The sequence below is a fragment of the Azospirillaceae bacterium genome (assembly GCA_028283825.1).
Lineage (GTDB): Bacteria > Pseudomonadota > Alphaproteobacteria > Azospirillales > Azospirillaceae > Nitrospirillum.
This window is the reverse complement of record JAPWJW010000002.1, coordinates 685,001-705,239: the sequence shown is the minus strand read 5'-3', so window position 1 is coordinate 705,239 and position 20,239 is coordinate 685,001. Positions and strand designations below refer to the sequence as shown.

General features: G+C 67.5%; 24 protein-coding genes and 1 pseudogene. 6 read left to right on the top strand and 19 right to left on the bottom strand.

Going from position 1 to position 20,239, the window contains the following annotated elements:
* Positions 1-6 precede the first annotated feature (6 nt).
* The 7 genes from PW843_11665 to PW843_11635 all read right to left on the bottom strand — a co-directional run bounded on the left by PW843_11665 (position 7) and on the right by PW843_11635 (position 5,078).
* On the bottom strand, positions 7-861 hold the full coding sequence (locus PW843_11665) for an electron transfer flavoprotein subunit beta/FixA family protein (protein ID MDE1147257.1): 855 nt from the start codon (positions 859-861) through the stop codon (positions 7-9).
* 167 nt (positions 862-1,028) lie between these two features.
* Positions 1,029-1,379 carry a nitrogenase stabilizing/protective protein NifW gene (gene nifW, locus PW843_11660; protein MDE1147256.1) on the bottom strand — a complete coding sequence of 117 codons (351 nt, stop codon included), beginning with the start codon at positions 1,377-1,379 and terminating at the stop codon, positions 1,029-1,031.
* Positions 1,363-2,079, bottom strand: coding sequence for a serine O-acetyltransferase (cysE, locus tag PW843_11655; GenBank protein ID MDE1147255.1), 717 nt, complete (start codon positions 2,077-2,079; stop codon positions 1,363-1,365). The genes nifW and cysE overlap by 17 nt, the downstream gene beginning before the upstream one ends.
* A 19-nt stretch (positions 2,080-2,098) precedes the next feature.
* Positions 2,099-3,226, bottom strand: a complete 1,128-nt coding sequence (nifV, locus tag PW843_11650) for a homocitrate synthase (GenBank protein MDE1147254.1) — start codon at positions 3,224-3,226, stop codon at positions 2,099-2,101.
* A 21-nt stretch (positions 3,227-3,247) separates the two neighbouring features.
* A complete protein-coding gene (nifS, locus tag PW843_11645) occupies positions 3,248-4,429 on the bottom strand; it encodes a cysteine desulfurase NifS (protein ID MDE1147253.1) in 1,182 nt (393 codons plus the stop codon).
* 20 nt (positions 4,430-4,449) lie between these two features.
* Complete coding sequence (locus PW843_11640) at positions 4,450-4,746, bottom strand: NifU family protein (protein MDE1147252.1); 297 nt, start codon at positions 4,744-4,746, stop codon at positions 4,450-4,452.
* A gap of 11 nt (positions 4,747-4,757) precedes the next feature.
* A complete protein-coding gene (locus PW843_11635) occupies positions 4,758-5,078 on the bottom strand; it encodes an iron-sulfur cluster assembly accessory protein (GenBank protein MDE1147251.1) in 321 nt (106 codons plus the stop codon).
* Between the two features lie 288 nt (positions 5,079-5,366).
* Here PW843_11635 and PW843_11630 point away from each other — a divergent pair, with 288 nt between their 5' ends.
* Positions 5,367-5,960 (top strand): hypothetical protein, encoded by a 594-nt coding sequence (locus PW843_11630; GenBank protein MDE1147250.1) that lies wholly within the window; start codon positions 5,367-5,369, stop codon positions 5,958-5,960.
* A gap of 132 nt (positions 5,961-6,092) precedes the next feature.
* Here PW843_11630 and PW843_11625 read toward each other — a convergent pair whose 3' ends face one another.
* From PW843_11625 to nifH, 12 genes and pseudogenes are all read right to left on the bottom strand, one after another.
* Complete coding sequence (locus PW843_11625; protein ID MDE1147249.1) at positions 6,093-6,479, bottom strand: Rieske 2Fe-2S domain-containing protein; 387 nt, start codon at positions 6,477-6,479, stop codon at positions 6,093-6,095.
* Positions 6,480-6,505: 26 nt separating this feature from the next.
* A complete protein-coding gene (locus tag PW843_11620; GenBank protein ID MDE1147248.1) occupies positions 6,506-7,123 on the bottom strand; it encodes a nitrogen fixation protein NifQ in 618 nt (205 codons plus the stop codon).
* Positions 7,120-7,419 carry a ferredoxin III, nif-specific gene (fdxB, locus tag PW843_11615; protein MDE1147247.1) on the bottom strand — a complete coding sequence of 100 codons (300 nt, stop codon included), beginning with the start codon at positions 7,417-7,419 and terminating at the stop codon, positions 7,120-7,122. Before fdxB ends, PW843_11620 begins: the two co-directional genes overlap by 4 nt.
* Before the next feature lie 16 nt (positions 7,420-7,435).
* Positions 7,436-7,669 (bottom strand): CCE_0567 family metalloprotein, encoded by a 234-nt coding sequence (locus PW843_11610; GenBank protein ID MDE1147246.1) that lies wholly within the window; start codon positions 7,667-7,669, stop codon positions 7,436-7,438.
* 14 nt (positions 7,670-7,683) lie between these two features.
* Positions 7,684-8,154 carry a NifX-associated nitrogen fixation protein gene (locus tag PW843_11605; protein MDE1147245.1) on the bottom strand — a complete coding sequence of 157 codons (471 nt, stop codon included), beginning with the start codon at positions 8,152-8,154 and terminating at the stop codon, positions 7,684-7,686.
* Positions 8,155-8,159: 5 nt separating this feature from the next.
* Positions 8,160-8,555, bottom strand: a complete 396-nt coding sequence (gene nifX, locus PW843_11600) for a nitrogen fixation protein NifX (GenBank protein ID MDE1147244.1) — start codon at positions 8,553-8,555, stop codon at positions 8,160-8,162.
* Positions 8,552-9,916, bottom strand: coding sequence for a nitrogenase iron-molybdenum cofactor biosynthesis protein NifN (nifN, locus tag PW843_11595; GenBank protein MDE1147243.1), 1,365 nt, complete (start codon positions 9,914-9,916; stop codon positions 8,552-8,554). Before nifN ends, nifX begins: the two co-directional genes overlap by 4 nt.
* Positions 9,917-9,921: 5 nt before the next feature.
* Complete coding sequence (locus PW843_11590; GenBank protein MDE1147242.1) at positions 9,922-10,098, bottom strand: (2Fe-2S)-binding protein; 177 nt, start codon at positions 10,096-10,098, stop codon at positions 9,922-9,924.
* Positions 10,099-10,185: 87 nt separating this feature from the next.
* Positions 10,186-11,565 (bottom strand): annotated as a pseudogene (gene nifE, locus PW843_11585) (nitrogenase iron-molybdenum cofactor biosynthesis protein NifE).
* Between the two features lie 124 nt (positions 11,566-11,689).
* Entirely contained in the window at positions 11,690-13,249 is a 1,560-nt protein-coding gene (nifK, locus tag PW843_11580) for a nitrogenase molybdenum-iron protein subunit beta (GenBank protein ID MDE1147241.1), read from the bottom strand.
* A gap of 44 nt (positions 13,250-13,293) precedes the next feature.
* Positions 13,294-14,796, bottom strand: coding sequence for a nitrogenase molybdenum-iron protein alpha chain (gene nifD, locus PW843_11575; GenBank protein MDE1147240.1), 1,503 nt, complete (start codon positions 14,794-14,796; stop codon positions 13,294-13,296).
* A gap of 90 nt (positions 14,797-14,886) precedes the next feature.
* Positions 14,887-15,771: a nitrogenase iron protein gene (nifH, locus tag PW843_11570; GenBank protein ID MDE1147239.1), complete on the bottom strand. Its 885-nt coding sequence runs from the start codon at positions 15,769-15,771 to the stop codon at positions 14,887-14,889.
* Between the two features lie 409 nt (positions 15,772-16,180).
* Between nifH and PW843_11565 the strand changes: the two genes are divergently transcribed.
* The 5 genes from PW843_11565 (at position 16,181) to PW843_11545 (ending at position 20,059) form a co-directional block, all read left to right on the top strand.
* Positions 16,181-16,633: a response regulator gene (locus PW843_11565; protein ID MDE1147238.1), complete on the top strand. Its 453-nt coding sequence runs from the start codon at positions 16,181-16,183 to the stop codon at positions 16,631-16,633.
* Positions 16,630-17,067, top strand: a complete 438-nt coding sequence (locus PW843_11560) for an arsenate reductase family protein (GenBank protein MDE1147237.1) — start codon at positions 16,630-16,632, stop codon at positions 17,065-17,067. The genes PW843_11565 and PW843_11560 overlap by 4 nt, the downstream gene beginning before the upstream one ends.
* Positions 17,067-17,897, top strand: a complete 831-nt coding sequence (locus tag PW843_11555; GenBank protein MDE1147236.1) for a hypothetical protein — start codon at positions 17,067-17,069, stop codon at positions 17,895-17,897. Before PW843_11560 ends, PW843_11555 begins: the two co-directional genes overlap by 1 nt.
* 223 nt (positions 17,898-18,120) lie before the next feature.
* Complete coding sequence (locus PW843_11550; GenBank protein MDE1147235.1) at positions 18,121-18,966, top strand: universal stress protein; 846 nt, start codon at positions 18,121-18,123, stop codon at positions 18,964-18,966.
* A 55-nt stretch (positions 18,967-19,021) separates the two neighbouring features.
* Positions 19,022-20,059 carry a zinc-dependent alcohol dehydrogenase family protein gene (locus tag PW843_11545; protein MDE1147234.1) on the top strand — a complete coding sequence of 346 codons (1,038 nt, stop codon included), beginning with the start codon at positions 19,022-19,024 and terminating at the stop codon, positions 20,057-20,059.
* Positions 20,060-20,239 lie beyond the last annotated feature (180 nt).

Sequence of the window (20,239 nt, the reverse complement as noted above, 5' to 3'; positions counted from 1 at the left end):
CTCCTCTCACTGGCCGGCGGCGAAGCGCAGCAGATCCTCTTCCACCGTCGGCCGCGTGCGGAAGATCGCGGCCATGACGTCCACCGCCAGTTCATCGGTGCCGCGGTCGGCGGTGGGCACCTGCTGGACCTTCTCCGCCCGCGCCTGGGGGGCGAACACCTTCTTCACGATGGTGGGCGATCCCTTCAGGCCGCAGCGGGCCAGTTCAGTGATGCCGGCGTCGGCCGCACTCCACCGCACCACCTGGGCGCGGGCGGCGCGGTAGGCGTCGTCCAGGCTGCCCCGGCGCATCTCGTTCACGCCCTCCAGCATGGTGATCAGCACCGGCAGGCGGGTGGACAGCACCTGCAAGCCACCCTCCGCCCGGCGTTCCACCGTGATGGTGCCGGCGTCCGGATCCAGGTCGGCGATGCGGGCCACATAAGTCAGCTGGTTCAGGCCCAGGCGCTTGGCGATGCCCGGCCCCACCTGGGCGGTGTCGCCGTCGATGGTCTGCTTGCCGGTGAAGACGATGGGCACCGGCCCGAACTCCTGCCCGATCTTGGCCAGGGCCGCCGCCAGGGCGAAGCTGGTGGCCAGGGTGTCGGACCCGGCGAAGGCGCGGTCGGTCAGCAGGACGGCGCGGTCGGCCCCGAAGGTCAGCGCCTTGCGCAGTGACTCCTCCGCCATGGGCGGCCCCATGGTCAGCACCGTCACCTCGCCCCCCAGCCGGTCGCGCAGGCGCAACGCCTCCTCCAGCGCGAACAGGTCATAGGGGTTGATGATGGTGGGCACCCCTTGGCGCATGATGGTGTTGGTCACCGGATGGACGCGGATCTGTGCGCTGTCCGGTACCTGCTTCATGCAGACGACGATGTGCATCACGGGGGTCCTTTGCCTTGAGCGATACAGCCTTAGATTGGCAAGGGGCGTGCCAACCGGGGCGAACCTGATAAGCCATTGAATTTGCGTGAAACAGACTAGGTTTGGATTTCAGCGGACCGCCACTTTGTCGGATAGGCGACAGGCTTTGTGTCGTCTCCGCACCGTCACGTCCCCTTCACGCCGCCCAGCGCCGCCAGGGGCACGAAGGGTTTCGGCGCCGCCTGCTTGGGCGCCACGGCGTCGCGGTGCACCTTGAACAGCCGCTCGGCGATGGGGGTGGAGGCGACGAAGTCCTGGTAGGCCTGTTCCAGGTGGCCGCGACACAGGACACGGATGTCGGCCTCATCCCGGCCGGCGAAGGCGTCCTCGGCCTCGCTGCCGCGCAGGTACTGCCCCATGCGGCGCAGGATGTGCAGCCGCGCCACGCGGACAACGGCGGCGTCGAACGGCACCTCCAGGAACACGAAGAAATCCTCGGCCGACGACAGCCGCGACAGCTCATCCAACACGCCCATGGTCCCTGCCCCTTGGTTCGGGTTCATATGAAAGCCGGCCCTGCGCATGGGCCAACCGCACCTCCAGGAAGGCGATGCGGTCCAGCATCAGGGTCAGCGCCTCGCCCACCGGATCGGGGATCAGATGGTGGTCCAGGTCGATGCGGCCGGCACCGCCCTGCCGGGGGCGGGGTGCCCGCACCACCCGGCCGGGTATGCCCACCACCGTCATCTCCGGCGGCACATCCTCCACCACCACGGAATTGGCGCCGATGCGGGCGCCCGCACCGATCCGGATGGGCCCCAGCACCTTGGCCCCGGCGCCGATCAGCACGCCGGATCCGATGGTGGGATGGCGCTTGCCCGGCGACCAGCTGGTGCCACCCAGGGTGACGCCGTGATAGAGCGTCACGTCGTCCCCCACCTCCGCCGTCTCACCGATCACCACGCCGGCGCCGTGGTCGATGAAAAAGCGCCGGCCGATGCGGGCGCCGGGGTGGATGTCGACATTGGTCACCAGCCGCGCGAACCAAGACAGCAGGCGGGCCGGAAACCGCAGGCCCCGGCGCCACAGCCGATGCGCCACCCGGTGATGGATGACGGCGTGCAGGCCCGGATAGGTCAGGACGATTTCCAGGCGATGGCGGGCGGCGGGATCGCGCGCCTTCACGCAGGCGACATCCTCCGCCACCAGGCGCCACAGTCCATTTTCCTGCACCATGGCCACCTCCCGCCCGGCTTCAATCGCCGGTCGCCTCATAGAACTTCAGCAACTCGCCCTCATTGATCGGACGCTTCCAGGCGACGGCGCAGTTGCGCACCTCATCCAGCACCCGCCGGGCGCGGCCCTCCTCGGGGGACAGGCCCAGCGCCTTCAGGGCGTTGTTGATGGCGGCCATGCCGGAATGCTTGCCCAGCACGATGGAGCGCACGCGGCCGAACCAGGCCGGGTCGATGGCCTCATAGGTTTCCGGGTCGCGCAGCAGGCCGGAGACGTGGATGCCGGATTCATGGGCGAACACGGCGGACCCGACGATGGACTTGGCCACCGGGATGGGGCGGCCGGCGGCGGCGGCCACCAGTTCGGCCAGGCCCGTCAGCTGGGTCAAATCCACGCCCGTCTGGCGCTGGGCGATAGGGCCCAATGCGGCCACCACCTCCTCCAGTGCCGCGTTGCCCGCGCGTTCGCCCAGGCCCAGGACGCAGACGCTGGCATGGGTGGCGCCACCGCGCACCGCGGCCAGGGTGTTGGCGGTGGCCAGGCCCAGATCGTCATGACCATGGAATTCCAGTTCCAGGTCGGTTTCCGCGCACAGCTGGCGGAAAATCTCATGCGTGCGGAAGGGGTCGAGGATGCCGACCGTGTCGGCGAAACGGAAACGGTGGGCGCCCGCCTCCTCCGCCGCCGCGACGACACGCAACAGGAAGTCCATCTCCGCCCGGCTGGAGTCCTCGCCCCCCACCGCCACCGCCAGGCCCCGGTCGCGGGCATAGGACACCACCCGCCGGATGCGGGGAATGATGTCCTGCCGGCTGATTTGCAGCTTCACCCGGATCTGACGGTCGGAGACGGGGACGGACAGGTTGACGCGCGTCAAGCCAGTGCGCAGCGCCGCGTCCACGTCGGCCTCGGTCATGCGGCACCAGGCGATGGCGGCGGACCGGGTCAGGGCGGCGCCGACCTCGGCCATCGCCTCGATCTCCTCATCGCCCATGGCGGGGATGCCGGCCTCGATCTCATCGACGCCGGCGGCCTCCAGCTTGGCGGCGATGGCCACCTTTTCCGCCACGGTGAAGGCGACGCCGGGCGCCTGTTCGCCGTCGCGCAGCGTGCTGTCATTGATGACGATGGGCGGTGCCTTGAGCATGCTGCGTCTCCTAAAAAAGGGTCAGGCGAAGGTGGGGGTGCGGTCCCGCCACAGCGGCGACGCGGCGCGCAGCCGGCCGATGATGTCGGGCAGCGTGTCCAGGACGGCATCCACGTCCGGCCCGGCGCTGTCGCGGGAGAATGAGAAACGGAGGGCGCCGCGAAGCGCGCCGGCCGGCACCCGCATGGCGCGCAGCACGTGCGACGGCTCCATCCCGCCCGAGGCGCAGGCGGAGCCGGACGACACGGCGATGCCCGCCCGGTCCAGCATCAGCAGCACGGCGTCGGCATCCACATAATCGAAGGCGATGCAGCTGGTGTTGGGCAGGCGGCTGTCCAGATCACCCACCACCCGGGCGTGGCCGATACGGGCCAGCACCCCCTGTTCCAGCCGGTGGCGCAGGGCGCCGATCCAGCCCCGTTCCGTCTGCAGATATCGCGCCGCCAGGTCCGCCGCCGTCCCCAGGCCGACGATGCCGGGCACGTTCTCGGTCCCCGCCCGGCGGCCCCGTTCCTGTCGGCCACCGCGCAGCAGCGGGCGGAAGGCGACACCCTTGCGCACATACAGCGCGCCGATGCCCTTGGGGCCGTGCAGCTTGTGGCCGGACAGCGACAGCATGTCGATGGCCGTGTCCTGAAGGCGGATGGGCAGGCGGCCCACCGCCTGGACGGCGTCGGTATGGAACAGGGCGCCGGCCGCCCGCGCCTGTCGCGCCAGGTCGGCCACCGGGAACAGGGTCCCCGTCTCATTATTGGCCCACATGACGGAAACCAGGGCGGTGCGCGGGCCCAGCGCGCGCTCGAAATCGTCCAGGTCCAGGCGGCCGTCGCCGTCCACCCCGACCCTGTGCACCTTGATGCCGCGCGTCTTTTCCAGATGTGCCGCCAGCGCCAGCACGGCCGGATGTTCCACCGCCGTGGTCACGATCTCATCCCGGTCGGGCTGGCATTCCAGGGCGGACAGGATGGCGGTGGTGTCGGCCTCCGTCCCGCCGGAGGTGAAGACAATCTCCGCATCGTGGGCCGCCCCCAGCAGGGCCTGCACCTGCCGCCGCGCCTGCCGCACCCCGTCGGCCGCCACCGCCCCGAAGGCATGGGCGGAGGAGGCGTTGCCGTAGGTTTCCGTGAACCAGGGCAGCATGGCCGCCACCACTTCCGCATCGGTGCGGGTGGTCGCGTTGTTGTCGAGGTAGACGGGCCGCATGGGACGATGCCTCCAACCGGTCAGTGCGGATCCGGCGCCCGGCCCAGGACGGGAACCAGGCGGACGAAGGCGCCCAGCCGTTCCACCACCCGGGCCTGGATGCCCTCCAGCGTGGCGCTGCTGAGGCGGCACATGACGCAGGCGCCGGTCAGCCGGACGCGCACCACGTCGCCGTCCACCCCCAGCAATTCGCAATCGCCGCCATCGCGTTGCAGGCCGGGCCGGATTTCGGCGATGGCGTCGCGGATGATGCCGAGGCGGCGGTCTTCGACCGTGACCACATCGGCGGGCTTTTCCTCAAAGGTCGGGGCGAGCATGGGCAGCCCCCTCAACCGAAGGACTTGCCGCAGCCGCAGGCGGACTTGGCGTTGGGGTTGTCGAAGGTGAAGCCGGAGCCTTCCAGCGCCACCACGAAGTCGATGGTGGTGCCGCTCAGCAGCTCATGGCTTTTGGTATCGACGAAGACCTTCACGCCGTCCTGGTCGATGATGGTGTCGTCGGGCTCGGCCGCCCCCACCAGGCCCATCATGTATTTGTAGCCGGCGCAGCCACCGGCATCGACACTGATGCGCAGGCCTTCGGCGGGGTTGGCGGCACCGGCGATGGCGCTGCGGACGGCGTTCAGGGCGCTGGAGGTCAAGGTGATCATGGGGGCACCTGCCATGGTTGGTGGATTGGTGACCACCAGCCTTCCGCAAAGGCCGTGCCACAGGGCAGATCGTTGGAAAACTTCGGTTTTCCGGCCAAACGCTGTTGCGTTCACACCCCCAATGTCGGGTTTGCGACAGGGGCGTTTGCTGCACGGCCGACCCCAAACCCGCGCAAATCCAAGGGGGTGGCCGATGGCGGGCAAGCGGCAAAGCGCTTGCAAAGGGACAGCGGAAGCCCGCAGCGGAAGCCCGCGCGCGGGCCATCGCCAGAACAGGAGCCCCACCCCATGACAACGACCATCGAACAGACCGCACTCGCCCGCCTGGCCACGGAAGAGCGCCTGGTGAACGCCGTGCTGAAGGCGCCGACCACCAAGCCCGGCCGTTTCGGCTTTCGCGGCGACATCGCGCTGAAGTTCCAGCCGCACATCGCCGATGAGAAGCGCCCGCCGGAATACAAGCTGGAACAGGTGCTGACCTTCGCGCAAGCCGGAGAGGCGACCATCCCCATCCTGGCCGGCTACGTCCATTCCTTCGCCTACCTGAAGGACGTGTCGGAGGTGCTGGCCGGCCTGCTGCGGCCCAGCGGCAAGTACTTCATCTTCTGCAACAACATCGACCTGCTGGCGGGATATCACGTCACCCTGGACGGCATCACCTACACCGTCCTGCCCTGCGATGAATCCACGGTGTGGAAGGAGATGATGGACCTGATGGGTGTCGATAAGAACGACATCCGGAAGCTGGACACCGCCGGCAAGCTGGACGTGCTGCTGGACATCAGCCTGCGCTACGACGAACGCTATCCGGCGCTGAGTTATGAGGACGGCGTGGCCCAGATGCTGCCGGTGAAGAACCGCAACGAAAACCGGCCGGTTTGAGAAGCTGGTTCGCCCTCAGGCGCCGGGCGCCAGCATCCGCTGGCTTGGGGCTTCCTCAGTTTCCAGTCCACTTCGTTCCCCAGAAACTTCCGGCGGCCCCGGTCGGGGCCTACAGCGGCATGAGGCTTTGCCTCATGCCGCTGGGTCATCCTCTTCCACCAAGATGACGCCGGTGACGCAGATGTCCCCGTCGATGACGGACAGCGCCACCGGCACCAGCCCCTGGCCCAGGCAGGGACCGTCGACGCACGTGCCGGTGGCCAGGTCGAACAGGGCGCCGTGCTTGCCGCACATCAGGCGCGTGCCCTCGCCATCCAGGAACTGGTTGCGTTCCCAGTCCAGGGGCACGTCGTTGTGCGGGCAACGGTTGACGTAGCCCACCACCTGCCGCCCCCACCGCACCACGACGATGGCCCAGGGGCGTGGCATCCCGTCGTCATCGACGCGCAACAGCTGGAAACCCCAGGCCTTGCGGCTGGGGATCTCATCCAGGCGGCAGAGGGCGTAGGCGACGGACATGGGGCATTTCCATCAATCGGCGGCATTCAAAGGGCGGGCAGCGGCCGGCCGGAGCGGATGTGGGCCAGCATGGCCTCGCCATCCTCAGCACCGAAACAGCTGTCGAAATCATCGCAATCGGTGCAGACCGGGGCGGTGCACAGAGTGAAGCCCTCCGCCCGGCAGATCATGCGGAACAGGAACTTCTTCCATTTCATGTCCTGCCGGTTGCGGTCGGCCAGGCCGCCGAAATGCCGCCGCATCAGCATCGACAGTTCCCCACGGTTGCGCAGGCCCAGATCCTGCCACAGGTGGTTGGGGCGGCTGCACCGCCGGGCGATCATGGCCGCCAGGTCGCGTTGCAGATCGCTGCCGCCATCGGCGTACATCCACAACAGGTCGCGCACCGCCACCTCATCATCGCCCAGGGCGGCCGGCCCGTCAGCCAGGACGGCCAGGCCAGGCCAGGCGGCGGGGAACAGGCGCCACGCCAGGCTTTCCAGCGCGACCCCATCCAGTCCGGCGAACACCGGCAGGGGGCAACGGCCCACCAGGGCCTCGGCCCAGGCCAGCGACAGGATGCTGGCCGCGACGTGCAGGTCGAAGGGGTCGGCGGGTGCCGCCCGCGCCATCAGCCAGTGGTAAGCATCCGCCGGGCCGTTCACGCCGCGTCCGCCAGGGGTGCGTGCGTCTGGCAATTGGCGGGACAGACGCGGGCGCAGGCGCGGCAGCCGACGCAGGCGCCCGCGTCATCCATCACCATCACCTTCTTCTCGATCTCATCATCATCGTCATCACTGTCGAGGGCGACCATCTCGCCATCCTCGGTGATGCCCTTCAGCACCATCACGCCCCGGCCGCAAACCTTGAAGCAGCGGCCGCAGCCGATGCAGCGCTTGGCGTCGATGGCGATCAGGAAATCCGGCTGCCAGGACCGGCCGTCGCGGGTAAGGGATGACATGGGTGCCGCCTCCTTCTCATGGCGTGACGGACATCTGGGTGGCGCTGGCCCAGGCGGTCTCCAGGGCCTTCAGGTCGGCGCGCTTGGCCTCCAGCACGGCGAAGGCGTCATGGGTGCGCTGGGCCACCTCCAGGATGCTGGGCCAGTTGATCGGCAACTCCTCCGACAGGTCGTGCAGGTCCATCTTGGCCTGCATGGCCCGCGCCGATTGCTTCTTGATCTCGTTCTTCAGGGCGTCGATATCGCTCATGCCGTATTCCCCCCTCAATACCGGGCGACATCGGGGAAGCGCCCGATCATGTCCACGCCGGCCTGGACGTATTTCGTCCCCTCCTCCGCCAGCTTGGCCATCGTATCGAATCCGAAACGATGCACGTCGCGCAGTTGCTTGTTCACCGCCACCAGCCGGCCGCCGATCAGCACCATGCGGCCGAAGCCCTCATGGCTCATCTTCAGCATGGGCGACACCATCACGCCGGTGGCCTGTTCGATGCTGAGCGCCACGGCGTTGAAGAACAGCTCCAGCCGCCAGATGGTCTCGGGATCGGGATCGCCCATGATGGGCATCTGCCGGCGCTGTTCCCGGTCCACCACGTAGGGGGCCAGCAGGTCCAGGTCGGACTTGCCCTCCCACGTGCCGTGGGTGTCCTGGGCGCGCCAGATCATGACCAGGGTGCGGATGAAGGGGCTTTGCGCCGCCGTGGTTTCGGGCAACGCGTCCAGGACGTCCGACATGGTGCTCAATCCTCCAAATCCAGGGTGCGGGCGGCCCCCTTGGCCATGGCCTTGCGCAGCCAGGGTGGGGGCGTGCCGTTCAGCACGGCGCGCAGCCGTTCCAGCAGGTCCTCGATGGGTTCCGGCTGGCTGACCTTCATGGGGTGGATGTTGCTGGCGACGACGCGGGCCGCACCCGATCCGCCGATGGCGGCGACATAAAGGATGGCGCAGTCCCGGATGGCGTCGATCTTGGGCGCCAGCTTGTCCTCGTTGCCGTCCTCCTGCAAATCGCCGGCGAATTCCACCGCCTGCACCAGGCGATAGCCGTCGGGATCCAGTTCGTAGATGGCGATGTTGCGGGCCCAGCCGAAATGGGCATCGACCCGTTTCATGTCCTGGGTGGCGAAGGCGACCTTCATGCGGCTTCCCCTTTTTCATCACCGCGCCAGGTATCCGGCGTGGGTTCGTGGTGGTGCTCGTGGTCGGCGATCACCAGGTTGCTGATGGCGAAGATCAGGTCGCGCGTGCCGCGATACCCCACCGACACCAGGTGCCCCGCCCCCAACCGGTCGAACAGGGGCAGGCCCATGCGGAAGAAGGGGATGCCCAGCCGACCCGCCGCCTGACGGCCGTGGGAATGGGTGATCAGCAGGTCGCAGCCGCGTTCCGCCGCCCGGCGCTCCAGATCCTCCAGGTCGCCGATCAGCACCTCATCCGCCGGCACGCCGGCCAGTACGGGCGAATGGGTAGTGGTGACGGCCGCCACGATCTGCGCGCCCATGCCGTGCAGCATGCCGCCGACATCGGCCAGCAGGTCCGGCTCTGCCCCGATGGCCAGCTTGCGGCCGCCCAGGTGGAAATGGCCGTCCAGCATGGCGTCCACCAGCTGCCCGCGCTGCCGGCGGTACTTGGCCGGCACCGACCGGCCACTGATTTCCGACAGGAACATGATGAAGTCATCCACCGGACCCAGGCCGCACAGGCGCTGGAACAGGCGGAAGGGCACGCCCGTCTTGCCGTGCAGCGCCTGGGCCGCCGGGCGCATCTGTTCGCCGATGGCGATGGCCCAGGCGGCGTTACCCAGGGCCGCCACCTCATCCACGCCGATGCCGCCGATGGTGGTGGGGGTGAAGTCGTCCGGGATGTGGCCGTCCAGCGAGCCCGCCAGATCGGGCAGGAAACGGGGTTCAAGCCCGAAATCCTCAAAGATCGCGCGCAGTTCGTCCAGGTCGCCCGGCGTCATGTGGCAACCGGGCAGGACGGCCACCTTGGCCGGGTCGCGCACCGTGTCGGCCGACCGCGGCACCACCAGTTCCTGCACCATGCGGGTGACGGCCTTGGCCCAGCCGTCCTGGAAGGCGTCCTTGAAGTCGGGGGTGGAGACATAGACCAGCGGCAGGTCCGCCACCTCGGCGTGGGTTGCCCGCACCTGGCGGATGTAACCCTCAACATCGTCGCCCTTGATCTCGGTGACGCCGGTGGAACAGATGCCGATGATCTCGGGCTTGGTGCGTTTGTGGATGTTCAGGATGGCCTGTTCGACGTTGTCGTAGCCGCCCAGGACGGTGGCGACCTCGCTCATCGCCGTCGTCTGCAGGGGGATGGCCTCCTTGAAGTGGCGGACGAACAGCACCAGCCCGAAGGAGGTGCAGCCCTGCGACCCGTGCAGCAGGGGCATCGCCCCCCGCAGGCCCATGAAGGCCAGGGCGGCGCCGATGGGCTGGCTCATCTTCAGCGGGTTGACGGTGCAGGCCTTCTTCACATGGGTGACGGTCGCCATGGCCCCTACTCCGCCGCTACCAGGATATCTTCCACACGGGCAGAGCAGGCGCCGCAGCCGGTGCCGGCCGCCGTGTGCCGCCGCACGTCCTCAAGGCTGGTCAAGCCGTGCGCGCGGACCGCATCCTCGATGGTGCCAAGGGCCACGCCCTTGCAGGTGCAGACCGCCCCCGCCCGCCGCACCTGTTCCGCCTTTTCCGGATCGGCGACCAGTGCCGCCGCCTCCACCGCCAGCTGGGCGTCGGCGCGGGCCTGCCAGCTGTCGGCCGGGTTGTCCCAGGGGGCGGGGCGCCGCACCTGTTCCCACATCGGGTTGAACAGGGTCTTGGCGATCTCCTCCACCAGCCTCACCATGCCGACATAACCCATGTAGGCGTGGTGGCGTTCCTGGTTGATGTCCAGCCAGGGCATGGCGGCCTTCAGCGCCACGAACTGCGACCGACCGCCCGACAGCATGATGTCCGCCTTGGCATCCTTCAGCAGGCGGTACATCTCCCGCGGGGTCATGTCCTCGATCATGTGGGCGTCCTGGCCCATCAGTTCCTTGATGCGTTCCTTGTCCTCCCGGGTGGATTTCTTGACGCTGGTGCCGGTCAGTTCCAGCCCGGCCTCCTGCAAGGCGGCCACCACCGACCAGGATTTCACCCCGCCGGTGATCAGCAGCACCTTCTTGCCCTGAAAACGCGGCTTGTAGGGGGCGATAGCGGCCCAGGCGCGCGCCTCTTCCCGTGCCACCACCACCTCCACCCGGTCCAGCAGGTCGGCCGGCGCCCCGCGATCCACCAGCAGGCGGGCGATCTGGCGCAGGCTGTCGCTGGTGTCCCCAATGCCGTAGAATGAGCCTTCGAAGAAGGGGATGCCGTAGCGTTCCTCCATCTTGCGGGCCACGTTGATCATGGCCTTGGAACACACCATCATCGCCGCCCGCGCCCGGTGGGAATAGGCGACCTCGCGATAGCGTCCGTCGCCGGAAATGCAGGACAGGATGCGGATGCCCAGCTCATCCAGCAGGGGCTTCACCTGCCACAGTTCGCCGGACAGGTTGTATTCGCCGATGATGTTGATGTCGTAGGGCGTGGTCCGGTCAGGCTCCTGCGTGCCGATGACATGGTCCAGCAGGGCCTCGCCCGCCAGCTTGTTGCCCAGGTTCTTCGGGCCGACGAAGCCCGGGGAATTGATGGGGATGACCGGCTTGCCGAACTTGGCGGCCGCCGCCTTGCACACGGCGTTGATGTCGTCGCCGCTCATGGCCGGGATACAGGTCTGGTAGACGAAGACGGCCGGCGGGTCGTACTTCTCGATGATCTCGCGGATGGCCTTGTACAGGCGCTTTTCCCCGCCGAAGACGATGTCGGTCTCGTTCATGTCGGTGGTGAAGCCGGTGCGCCACAGGGTGGGACCGGACGATTTCGCACCCCGGTTGTCCCAGGAATTGCCCTCACACGCGATGGGACCGTGGACCAGGTGGGCCACGTCGGTCAGGGGTTGCAGCGCGATCTTGGCGCCGTCGAAGGCGCAGCCGCCGGCGGCACCGCCCGGTTGCAGCTGCTTGGTGCAGCCCTTCTTGCGCTCCGTCGCCGATTTGCCGGCGTTCTTGGCGCAGCCCGGTTCGTTGAAGACCTCCTGGATGGTGGCGGCCAGCGAACTCATGGGTCCGGCTCCTCATCAACGGTCAAGAAGTGCCGCGCCACCGGTTCCGGGGAACAGGCGGCGCGGCCAGGATGCGTGCGTCTTGGGGAACGCCACGGAGAACAAATGGTCCGCTTGGGGATGGTCAGCGGATGATGTCGAAGCTGTAGTCGGTCTTGGACGGCACGCTGGTGCTGCGGTCGATCTCATCGAAGATCTTGTCCAGGATGGTCACCAGCACGTTCAGCCCGCCCTGGTAGCCCCACAGCGGATAGCGGTGGTGGTGGTGCCGGTCGAAGACGGGGAAGCCGATGCGGATCAGCGGCGTGCCGGTGTCGCGCTCCAGGTACTTGCCGTAGGTGTTGCCGATCAGGAAATCCACCGGTTCGGTGAACAGCAGGGACCGCATGTGCCACAGGTCGCGGCCCGGGTGGACGTGGCAGTTCTTCCCGAAGGGGGAACTGTCGAACAGCGCCTGCACCTTGGCCGCCCAGGCCTTGTTGCCGTTGGTGGCCAGCACATGCGTCGGCTCCGCCCCCAGTTCCAGCAGGAAGCCGGCCAGGCCCAGGCACAGGTCGGGATCGCCGTAGATGGCGAACTTCTTGCCGTGGATGTGGGCGCTGCTGTCGGCGATGGCATCGACCAGGCGGCCGCGCTCCCGCTCCAGCGATTCCGGGATTTCCACGCCGGTCAGGCGCGCCAGCGCCATCAGGAAACGGTCGGTGCCGGCCACGCCCACCGGGTGGTTGAGGGCCACCACCTCCTGCCCATGCGCCTTGATGAAGGGCAGCGTCTTTTCCGTGCAGTGTTCCTGCATGGAGATGGTGGCCTTGGCGTGGACGGCGGCGGCGGCATCGGCCAGGGTGGTGCCGCCGTCATACATGCGGAACTCCCCATCCGTGGGGGTGTCCCAGACATCGCTGCTGTCGCCCAGGATGGTGTAGTCGATGCCCATCAGGCCGAAGATGCGCTTGATCTCCCGCATGTTGCCGACGGTGTAGCCATCGAAGCCGCCGATGAAGTTGATCTTGTCGTTGGGCTGGCGTTCCAGCTTGGGCTCCGTGCCGGCCTTGCCGTCCCAGAAATGCTCCAGGATGCCCTTCATGACATTGTCGTAGCCGGTGACATGGCTGCCGACGAAGGCGGGGGTGTGGGCGAAGGGCACGTCGTATTCAGCCGGAACGGAGCCCTTTTCCTTGGCCGTCTTGATGAAGGCGTTCAGATCGTCGCCGATCACCTCCGCCATGCAGGTGGTGGAGACGGCGATCATCTTGGGCTTGTACATGGCGTAGGCGTTGGCCAGCCCGTCGATCATGTTGTTCAGGCCGCCGAACACCGCCGCGTCCTCCGTCATCGATGACGACACGCAGGACGACGGCTCCTTGAAATGGCGGGAGAAATGGCTGCGGTAATAGGCGACGCAGCCTTGGGAGCCGTGGACGAAGGGCAGCGTGCTTTCGAACCCCACGGCGGCGAACACGGCGCCCAGCGGCTGGCAGGCCTTCGCCGGGTTGATGGTCAGCGCCTCGCGGGCGAAGTTCTTTTCCTGGTACTCGGGCGTCTTGGCCCATTCCCGGATGCGCTCGACCTCCGCCGGGTCGCGCCGGTTCTCGAACTGCTGACGCTTGTTGATCAGCATGTCCTGGTATTCGGGGCCACGGAACAGCTCGAAATGGTCGAGCACGTTTTCGGCACTCTGCGTCATGATGTAACCTCTCCGAAAAACATCGTCGGGCGGGCCGGCGCCCCTTACTCGGCGGCCAGCAGGCGGGGCTGGGCGCTGCCCTTCCAGGGCGCCTTGGCCATCTTCCAGACGGGGGCGTTGATGGCCATGTCCATGTCGCGGGCGAAGATGGCGAAGCCGTCATAGCCGTGATAGGGGCCGGAATAGTCCCAGGAATGCATCTGGCGGAAGGGCACGCCCATCTTCTGGAAGACGTACTTTTCCTTGATGCCGGACCCCACCAGGTCGGGCTGGACGCGCTCCACGAACTTCTCGAACTCATAGCCCGTCACGTCGTCGTAGATCAGCGTGCCGTCCTTGACGTAGTGCTGGGCCGTGCGCTGGTAGTCGTCGTTGTGGCCGAACTCATAACCCGTGCCCACCACCTCCATGCCCAGATCCTCATAGGCGCCGATGACGTGGCGGGGGCGCAGGCCGCCCACGAACAGCATCACGGTCTTGCCTTCCAGGCGGGGGCGGTACTTGGCGATGACGTCGTCCATCAGCGCCTGGTACTTGGCGATGACACGCTCCGCCCCCTCCTTGATCTTGTCGTCGAAGTAGCTGGCGATGCGGCGCAGGGATTCGGCGATCTTGCTGGGGCCGAAGAAATTGTATTCGGTCCAGGGAATGCCGTACTTCTCTTCCATATGCCGCGAGATGTAGTTCATCGAGCGGTAGCAGTGCAGGACGTTCAGCTTGGCCTTGGGCGTGTTCTCCAGCTCCGCCAGGGTGCCGTCGCCCGACCATTGGGCGATGACGCGCAGGCCCATCTCCTCCAGCAGGATGCGGGACGACCAGGCGTCGCCGCCGATGTTGTAGTCGCCGATGATGGCGACGTCGTAGGGCGTGTCCTGGAACTTGGCCGGGGCGTTGGGATCGACCTTGTCGAAGATCCAGTCGCGGATGGCGTCGTTGGCGACATGGTGGCCCAGCGACTGCGACACGCCGCGGAAGCCTTCGCAACGGACGGGCACGATGGTCTTGCCGCCATATTCCTTGGACTTGACCTTGGACACGGCCTCGATGTCGTCGCCGATCAGGCCGATGGGGCATTCCGACTGGACGCTGATGCCGTTGTTCAGCGGGAACAGTTCCTGGATCTCGTCCATGATCTTGGCCAGCTTCTTGTCGCCGCCGAAGACGATGTCCTTTTCCTGGAAGTCGGACGTGAACTGCATGGTCACGAAGGTGTCGATGCCGGTCGTGCCGATGTAGTAATTGCGCCGGGCACCCCAGGAATACTGGCCGCAGCCGACGGGGCCGTGGCTGATGTGGATCATGTCCTTGATGGGGCCCCACACCACGCCCTTGGACCCGGCGTAGGCGCAGCCGCGGATGGTCATGACGCCGGGGATGGACTTCAGGTTGGATTTCACGCCGCAATCGGACTTGCCGGCCTCATGCACGTTCAGGTGCTTGGCGCGCCGCTTGGCGGTCTTCTCCGGGTAGACCTGCAAGACCTCGGCGATCAATTCCTTGTTGCGTTCCTTGATCTCCGCAACGCTCTGCGTCTCCGACATACTCATTTCGCTGTCCTCGTTTTACCCGGGGAGAAGGGCCGCAGCCGCCCGGCCCGCCATGCGGGACGGGCCAGGCGGCGCCGGCGGCCATGGGGGTCAGGCGATCGCCAGTTCGGCCGCGGACTTGCCGACGATGGCTTCATCGACCTTCTTCATGATGCCGTGCTCCATCAGCATGTCCTCCAGCTCGTCCATGGTGATGGGGGTGGGGATGATGCCCTTGCCGGCGTTGTTGTGAACGCGCTGGGCCAGCTTGCGGTAATGGTTGGCCTGTTCGCTTTCCGGCGCGTATTCCAGCACCGTCATGCGGCGCAGTTCGGCGTGCTGCACGATGTTGTCGCGCGGCACGAAGTAGATCAGCTGGGTGCCCAGCTTCTTGGCCAGGGCCTCGGCCAGTTCCAGCTCCTTGTCGGTCTGGCGCTCGTTGCAGACCAGGCCGCCCAGGCGGACGCCGCCGGACATGGCGTACTTCAGGATGCCCTTGGAGATGTTGTTGGCCGCGTACATGGCCATCATCTCGCCCGACATGACGATGTAGATTTCCTGGGCCTTGTTCTCGCGGATGGGCATGGCGAAACCACCGCACACCACGTCGCCCAGCACATCGTACGAGACGTAGTCGATGTCCTCGTACGCGCCGTTCTCCTCCAGGAAGTTGATGGAGGTGATGACGCCGCGGCCGGCGCAGCCGACCCCCGGTTCCGGGCCGCCGGACTCAACGCACCGGATGTCGCGGTAGCCGACCTTCATGACCTCTTCCAGCTCCAGATCCTCCACACTGCCGGCGGCGGCGGCCAGGCTGAGGATGGTGTCCTGGGCCTTGGCGTGCAGGATCAGGCGGGTGGAATCCGCCTTGGGATCACAGCCGACAATCAGGATGCGGTGGCCCATCTCGGCCAGGGCCGCCAGGGTGTTCTGGGAGGTGGTGGACTTGCCGATACCACCCTTGCCGTAAAACGCGATTTGTCGAAGAGCCGACATTGAAGTCTCCTTGAACCGATTGTTAAGCCGATTGCCAGGCCGCCCCCCGGCCCATGCCCGGTGACGATCCTCGTTCGCAGACGCTGGCTCGCGGATTTCGGGAAGGAGCACATCGCTCGACAGCGCGTAGGCGTGCACTCAGCCCTCACTAGCCGACCGGTATTTCAGCAACCGGTGTGCCAAGTGGCGAAATTTTAGTAACTCATTGATTCATAACTAATTTATTCGTCCCACCGGCACCCGACAAAGATGTGTCGAACCCGACAGGCCGGTAGGGTGCTGTCGCAAACGAAACAAGGGCGGCGGCCCGGAAACAGCGGGCTTCCCAGCTTCCGGCGACGGAACGGAAATTGCTTGAGGGACCGGCAATGCCCCCATCGGGCAGCCCATTGTCAGGAAAGGGCATGCCATGCAGATCGGTGTCGAAACCGCCAAGGCCGTGGACCAGCGGCGGGTGTTCGTCGTGGACCCGGATGAGATCACGCGCGCGGCCCTGCAGTTCATGCTGCAGGATGAGATCGAGACCCATGAGCTGGCGACGCCGGAGGACGCCTACGCCCGGGGCGTGGGTTGGCTGCGGCCGGACGTGGTGCTGCTGGGCATAACCCTGGTGGCGGCGCGCGGCGTGGCCCTGGTGGGTGAGATGCAGCGCGCCTTCCCCGGCGTGCGGGTGCTGATCGTCTGCGCCAAGGCGGATGAGGCCCTGGCGCTGGCGGCGCTTAAGGCCGGCGCCCACGGCGCGCTGCTGAAGCCGCTGACCCTGGCGGAGGTGCGGCGCAAGGTGGATGCGGTGCTGGGCCGGGGCGGCGCGCCGCTGGTGCAGCTGGGCGGCGCGCCCGCTACCCCGGGGTTGCCCCTATGAGCACCATCGTCTTTTATGAGAAGCCCGGCTGCCGCGGCAACGCCCGCCAGCGCCGGATGCTGGAGGCCGCCGGCCACACCGTCCTGGCCCGCAGCCTGCTGGCCGAACCGTGGACGGCCGAACGCCTGCGCGGCTTCTTCGGCCAGACGCCGGTGGCCAGCTGGTTCAACCCGGCTGCCCCCGCCATCAAGGACGGCAGCGTCGATCCGGCGGCCATGGACGCCGCCACGGCCCTGGCCCGCCTGGTGGCCGAACCGCTGCTGATCCGCCGCCCGCTGGCGGAGGTGGCGGGCCTGAACCTGGCCGGATTCGAAGCGTTGGCGACCCACCTGGGCCTGCCGGCCGACGATGCCGCCGCCCTGACCGGTTGCAGCCACCCGCAGTCCCATCCCCATCCGTCCTGCCCCGCCCCCGCCAGCACTGGAACGCCGTGATGCATGATCGCCCGCCTTACGCCGTCATCCTCGGCACCAATGAGATCGCCTCGGCCGTGGCCATCCGCCTGCACCAGCAAGGCTATGGCGTGGTCATGTCGCACGACCCGTCGCCGCCGGTGATCCGCCGCAAGATGGCCTTCCACGACGCCCTGTTCGACGACGCCATCGTCCTGGCGGGGGTCACCGCCGAACGGGCCGACAGCGGGGTGGCGGTGCTGACCGCCCTGGCGCGCCGCCAGGGGGTGGTCATCACCGAACTGGGCCTGCTGGACCTGATCGTCATCCGCACGCTGGACCTGCTGGTCGACGCCCGCCTGCAGAAGTACCAGACGACGCCGGACCTGCGGCGGCTGGCACAGTTCACCATCGGCCTGGGGCCGGGCTTCACCGCCGGCGCCAACTGCGACTTCGCCATCGAGACCAAGCCCAGCAAGGAAGGCACGCTGGTGCGGCAGGGCACCACGGAGCCGGCGGACGGCATCGTCCGCACCCTGGGCAACCGGGGGGCGGAACGGTTCGTCTATTCCACCCTGCCCGGCCGCTGGCACACGGCGATGGAGATCGGGTCCCGTGTCTTCAAGGATTACATCGTCGGCTACCTGGGCGGGGCCCCGGTGCAGGCGCCGTTCGACGGCATCCTGCGCGGCGTCGCCCGCGACGGGACGGAGGTGCCGGCCGGCGTGAAACTGCTGGAGGTGGATCCCCGGATGCGGGGTGCGGTCTGGGCGGGTATCGACGACCGGGCCCGCAGCATCGCGCTGGCCATCGACACGGCCTTGAGCCTGCGCCGGGCCAAGCCGGCGCTGCATCCTGTGCCCAGCCAATAATGCGTGTCGCGTCCTATAGCGGCACGAGCCAGAGTCTCGTGCCGCTGGCATAAGCCGAATACACAACCCCTCGCTGCGCAACGGAGGGTTACGCCTTTTAGCCTGCGAACTGTTGACCCAGGTCAAGGTCGGGCCGGCCGGCTTGCGGCAAGCTGTCATCCAGCTGGCGACCCGCCTCCATGCACCCGTCATGGACAGGCCGCTTCACAGGATGAGGGCCGGCATGATGATCAAGGAAATTCTGGTGCACCTGGACGGCAGCACCGACGACGAAAGCCGGATTGTCCAGGCCGAACATTTGGCGGTGGTCCACAAAAGCCACCTCCAGGGCCTGTTCATCAACCTCCTGCCCGATCCGCCGCTGAGCGTTTCCCATTACCCCGTCAGCCGCGGCCTGCTGGCCGAGCATCTGCTGGAGGCCGAGGCGCGGCGCGGCCTGGTGGAACACGCGCTGGAGTTGCGGTTCAACCGGGTGGCCGTCCCCCGCGACCTGGCCCGCTTCGACTGCCTGGCGGCACAGGCCGGCGGCGTGGCCGCCACCCAGGCCCGCCTGGCCGACCTGCTGGTGGTGCGCACCCCCTATCGCGTGGCCCAGCCCAACCGGGCCAGCGACGTGGTGGAGGCCGCCCTGTTCGGGTCCGGCCGGGCCGTCTTCGTCATTCCCGAGGCGGATCCGCTCCACATCCGGCCGCTGGACACCGTCGTCATCGCCTGGAAGAACAGCCCACAGGCGGCCAACGCGGTGATGCACGCCCTGCCCTTCCTGCGCCAGGCCGACCAGGTGGTCATCGTCACCGCCGACCCGGGCGGATCGGCCCCGGCCCGCACCGGCAAGCCCGGCGCCGATGTCGCCCGCTACCTGCGGCACCACGACGTCAATGCGGAGGTCCGGCACCTGGGCAAGCGGGACAACGTCGCCGCGGCCCTGTTCAACGAGGCCGAGCTGCTGGGCGCCGGCCTGATCGTCGCGGGCGCCTACGGCCATTCCCGCCTGCGGGAATGGGCCCTGGGCGGCGTGACGCGGAACATCCTGACCAAGACACCGGTCCCGGCCCTGCTGGCCCATTAGAGCGGAACGCCGCCGGCGCCGAACCATCCACCTAACAATCATCGGGAGAACCACCATGAAGGCGCTTGTCTATCAGGGTCCGGGCCGCAAGGCGTTGGAACAGCGGCCGAAGCCGGAAATCACGGATCCCGGTGACGCCATCGTCCGCATCACCAAGACCACCATCTGCGGCACCGACCTGCACATCCTGAAGGGCGATGTGGCCACCTGCGCGCCCGGCCGCATCCTGGGGCACGAGGGCGTGGGCGTGATCGACGCGGTGGGACCGGGCGTCACCACGTTCAAGCCGGGCGACCGCGTGCTGATCTCCTGCATCACCGCCTGCGGTACCTGCGACTACTGCCGCCGGGGCATGTATTCCCACTGCCGCACCGGTGGCTGGATCCTGGGCAACACCATCGACGGCACCCAGGCGGAATATGTCCGCATCCCCCACGCCGCCACCAGCCTCTACCCCATCCCCGACGGGGCGGATGAGGAGGCGCTGGCCATGCTGAGCGACATCCTGCCCACCGGCTTCGAATGCGGGGTGCTGAACGGCAAGGTGGCGCCGGGCGCCACGGTCGCCATCGTCGGTTCCGGCCCCATCGGCCTGGCGGCCTTGCTGACGGCCCAGTTCTATAGCCCGGCCGAAATCATCATGATCGACCTCGACGACAACCGGCTGGAAGTCGCCCGCCGCTTCGGCGCCACCCGCACGGTGAACAGCGCCAAGGACAACGCGGTGGAAACGGTGAAGGGCTGGACCGACGGCATCGGCGCCGACACGGTGATCGAGGCGGTGGGCATCCCCGCCACGTTCGAGCTGTGCCAGGATCTGGTGGCGCCGGGCGGCGTTATCGCCAATGTCGGCGTGCACGGGCACAAGGCCGACCTGCACCTGGACCGGCTGTGGGCCCAGAACATCGCCATCACCACCCGGTTGGTGGACACCGTCAGCACGCCCATGCTGCTGAAGACGGTGCAGTCGCGCAAGCTGGACCCCACCGTGCTGATCACCCACCGCTTCACCCTGGACGATGTCCTGTCGGCCTATGAGACCTTCGGCCACGCGGCGGACAGCCACGCCCTGAAGGTGATCATCAGCCCCTGAACCGACGCCCGCCGCATTACGACCAGGACGGCAAAGCCCCCGCAGCGTTCACTGCGGGGGCTTTGGCCTTTCGGGCCCCGGTCACCGGGCCAAACGGAAATCAGTTCCCGGAATGCAACCATCCCGACTTGCGGCTTCGGGCCCCAATATGAAACACATGTCGTATCGCTGGTGAGGGCC

Coding starts and splice junctions, on each gene's coding strand:
- PW843_11565 (MDE1147238.1), top strand. CDS start 16,181: ATGCAGATCGGTGTCGAAACCGCCAAGGCCGTGGACCAGCGGCGGGTG.
- PW843_11610 (MDE1147246.1), bottom strand. CDS start 7,669: ATGAGCGATATCGACGCCCTGAAGAACGAGATCAAGAAGCAATCGGCG.
- PW843_11635 (MDE1147251.1), bottom strand. CDS start 5,078: ATGATCACCTTGACCTCCAGCGCCCTGAACGCCGTCCGCAGCGCCATC.
- PW843_11625 (MDE1147249.1), bottom strand. CDS start 6,479: ATGTCCGTCGCCTACGCCCTCTGCCGCCTGGATGAGATCCCCAGCCGC.
- nifH (MDE1147239.1), bottom strand. CDS start 15,771: ATGTCGGCTCTTCGACAAATCGCGTTTTACGGCAAGGGTGGTATCGGC.
- nifV (MDE1147254.1), bottom strand. CDS start 3,226: ATGCTCAAGGCACCGCCCATCGTCATCAATGACAGCACGCTGCGCGAC.
- fdxB (MDE1147247.1), bottom strand. CDS start 7,419: ATGTCATCCCTTACCCGCGACGGCCGGTCCTGGCAGCCGGATTTCCTG.
- PW843_11640 (MDE1147252.1), bottom strand. CDS start 4,746: ATGCTCGCCCCGACCTTTGAGGAAAAGCCCGCCGATGTGGTCACGGTC.
- nifK (MDE1147241.1), bottom strand. CDS start 13,249: ATGACGCAGAGTGCCGAAAACGTGCTCGACCATTTCGAGCTGTTCCGT.
- nifX (MDE1147244.1), bottom strand. CDS start 8,555: ATGAAGGTCGCCTTCGCCACCCAGGACATGAAACGGGTCGATGCCCAT.
- PW843_11560 (MDE1147237.1), top strand. CDS start 16,630: ATGAGCACCATCGTCTTTTATGAGAAGCCCGGCTGCCGCGGCAACGCC.
- nifW (MDE1147256.1), bottom strand. CDS start 1,379: ATGGGCGTGTTGGATGAGCTGTCGCGGCTGTCGTCGGCCGAGGATTTC.
- nifN (MDE1147243.1), bottom strand. CDS start 9,916: ATGGCGACCGTCACCCATGTGAAGAAGGCCTGCACCGTCAACCCGCTG.
- nifS (MDE1147253.1), bottom strand. CDS start 4,429: ATGCGGCCCGTCTACCTCGACAACAACGCGACCACCCGCACCGATGCG.
- PW843_11555 (MDE1147236.1), top strand. CDS start 17,067: ATGCATGATCGCCCGCCTTACGCCGTCATCCTCGGCACCAATGAGATC.
- nifD (MDE1147240.1), bottom strand. CDS start 14,796: ATGAGTATGTCGGAGACGCAGAGCGTTGCGGAGATCAAGGAACGCAAC.
- PW843_11545 (MDE1147234.1), top strand. CDS start 19,022: ATGAAGGCGCTTGTCTATCAGGGTCCGGGCCGCAAGGCGTTGGAACAG.
- PW843_11665 (MDE1147257.1), bottom strand. CDS start 861: ATGCACATCGTCGTCTGCATGAAGCAGGTACCGGACAGCGCACAGATC.
- PW843_11550 (MDE1147235.1), top strand. CDS start 18,121: ATGATGATCAAGGAAATTCTGGTGCACCTGGACGGCAGCACCGACGAC.
- cysE (MDE1147255.1), bottom strand. CDS start 2,079: ATGGTGCAGGAAAATGGACTGTGGCGCCTGGTGGCGGAGGATGTCGCC.
- PW843_11630 (MDE1147250.1), top strand. CDS start 5,367: ATGACAACGACCATCGAACAGACCGCACTCGCCCGCCTGGCCACGGAA.
- PW843_11605 (MDE1147245.1), bottom strand. CDS start 8,154: ATGTCGGACGTCCTGGACGCGTTGCCCGAAACCACGGCGGCGCAAAGC.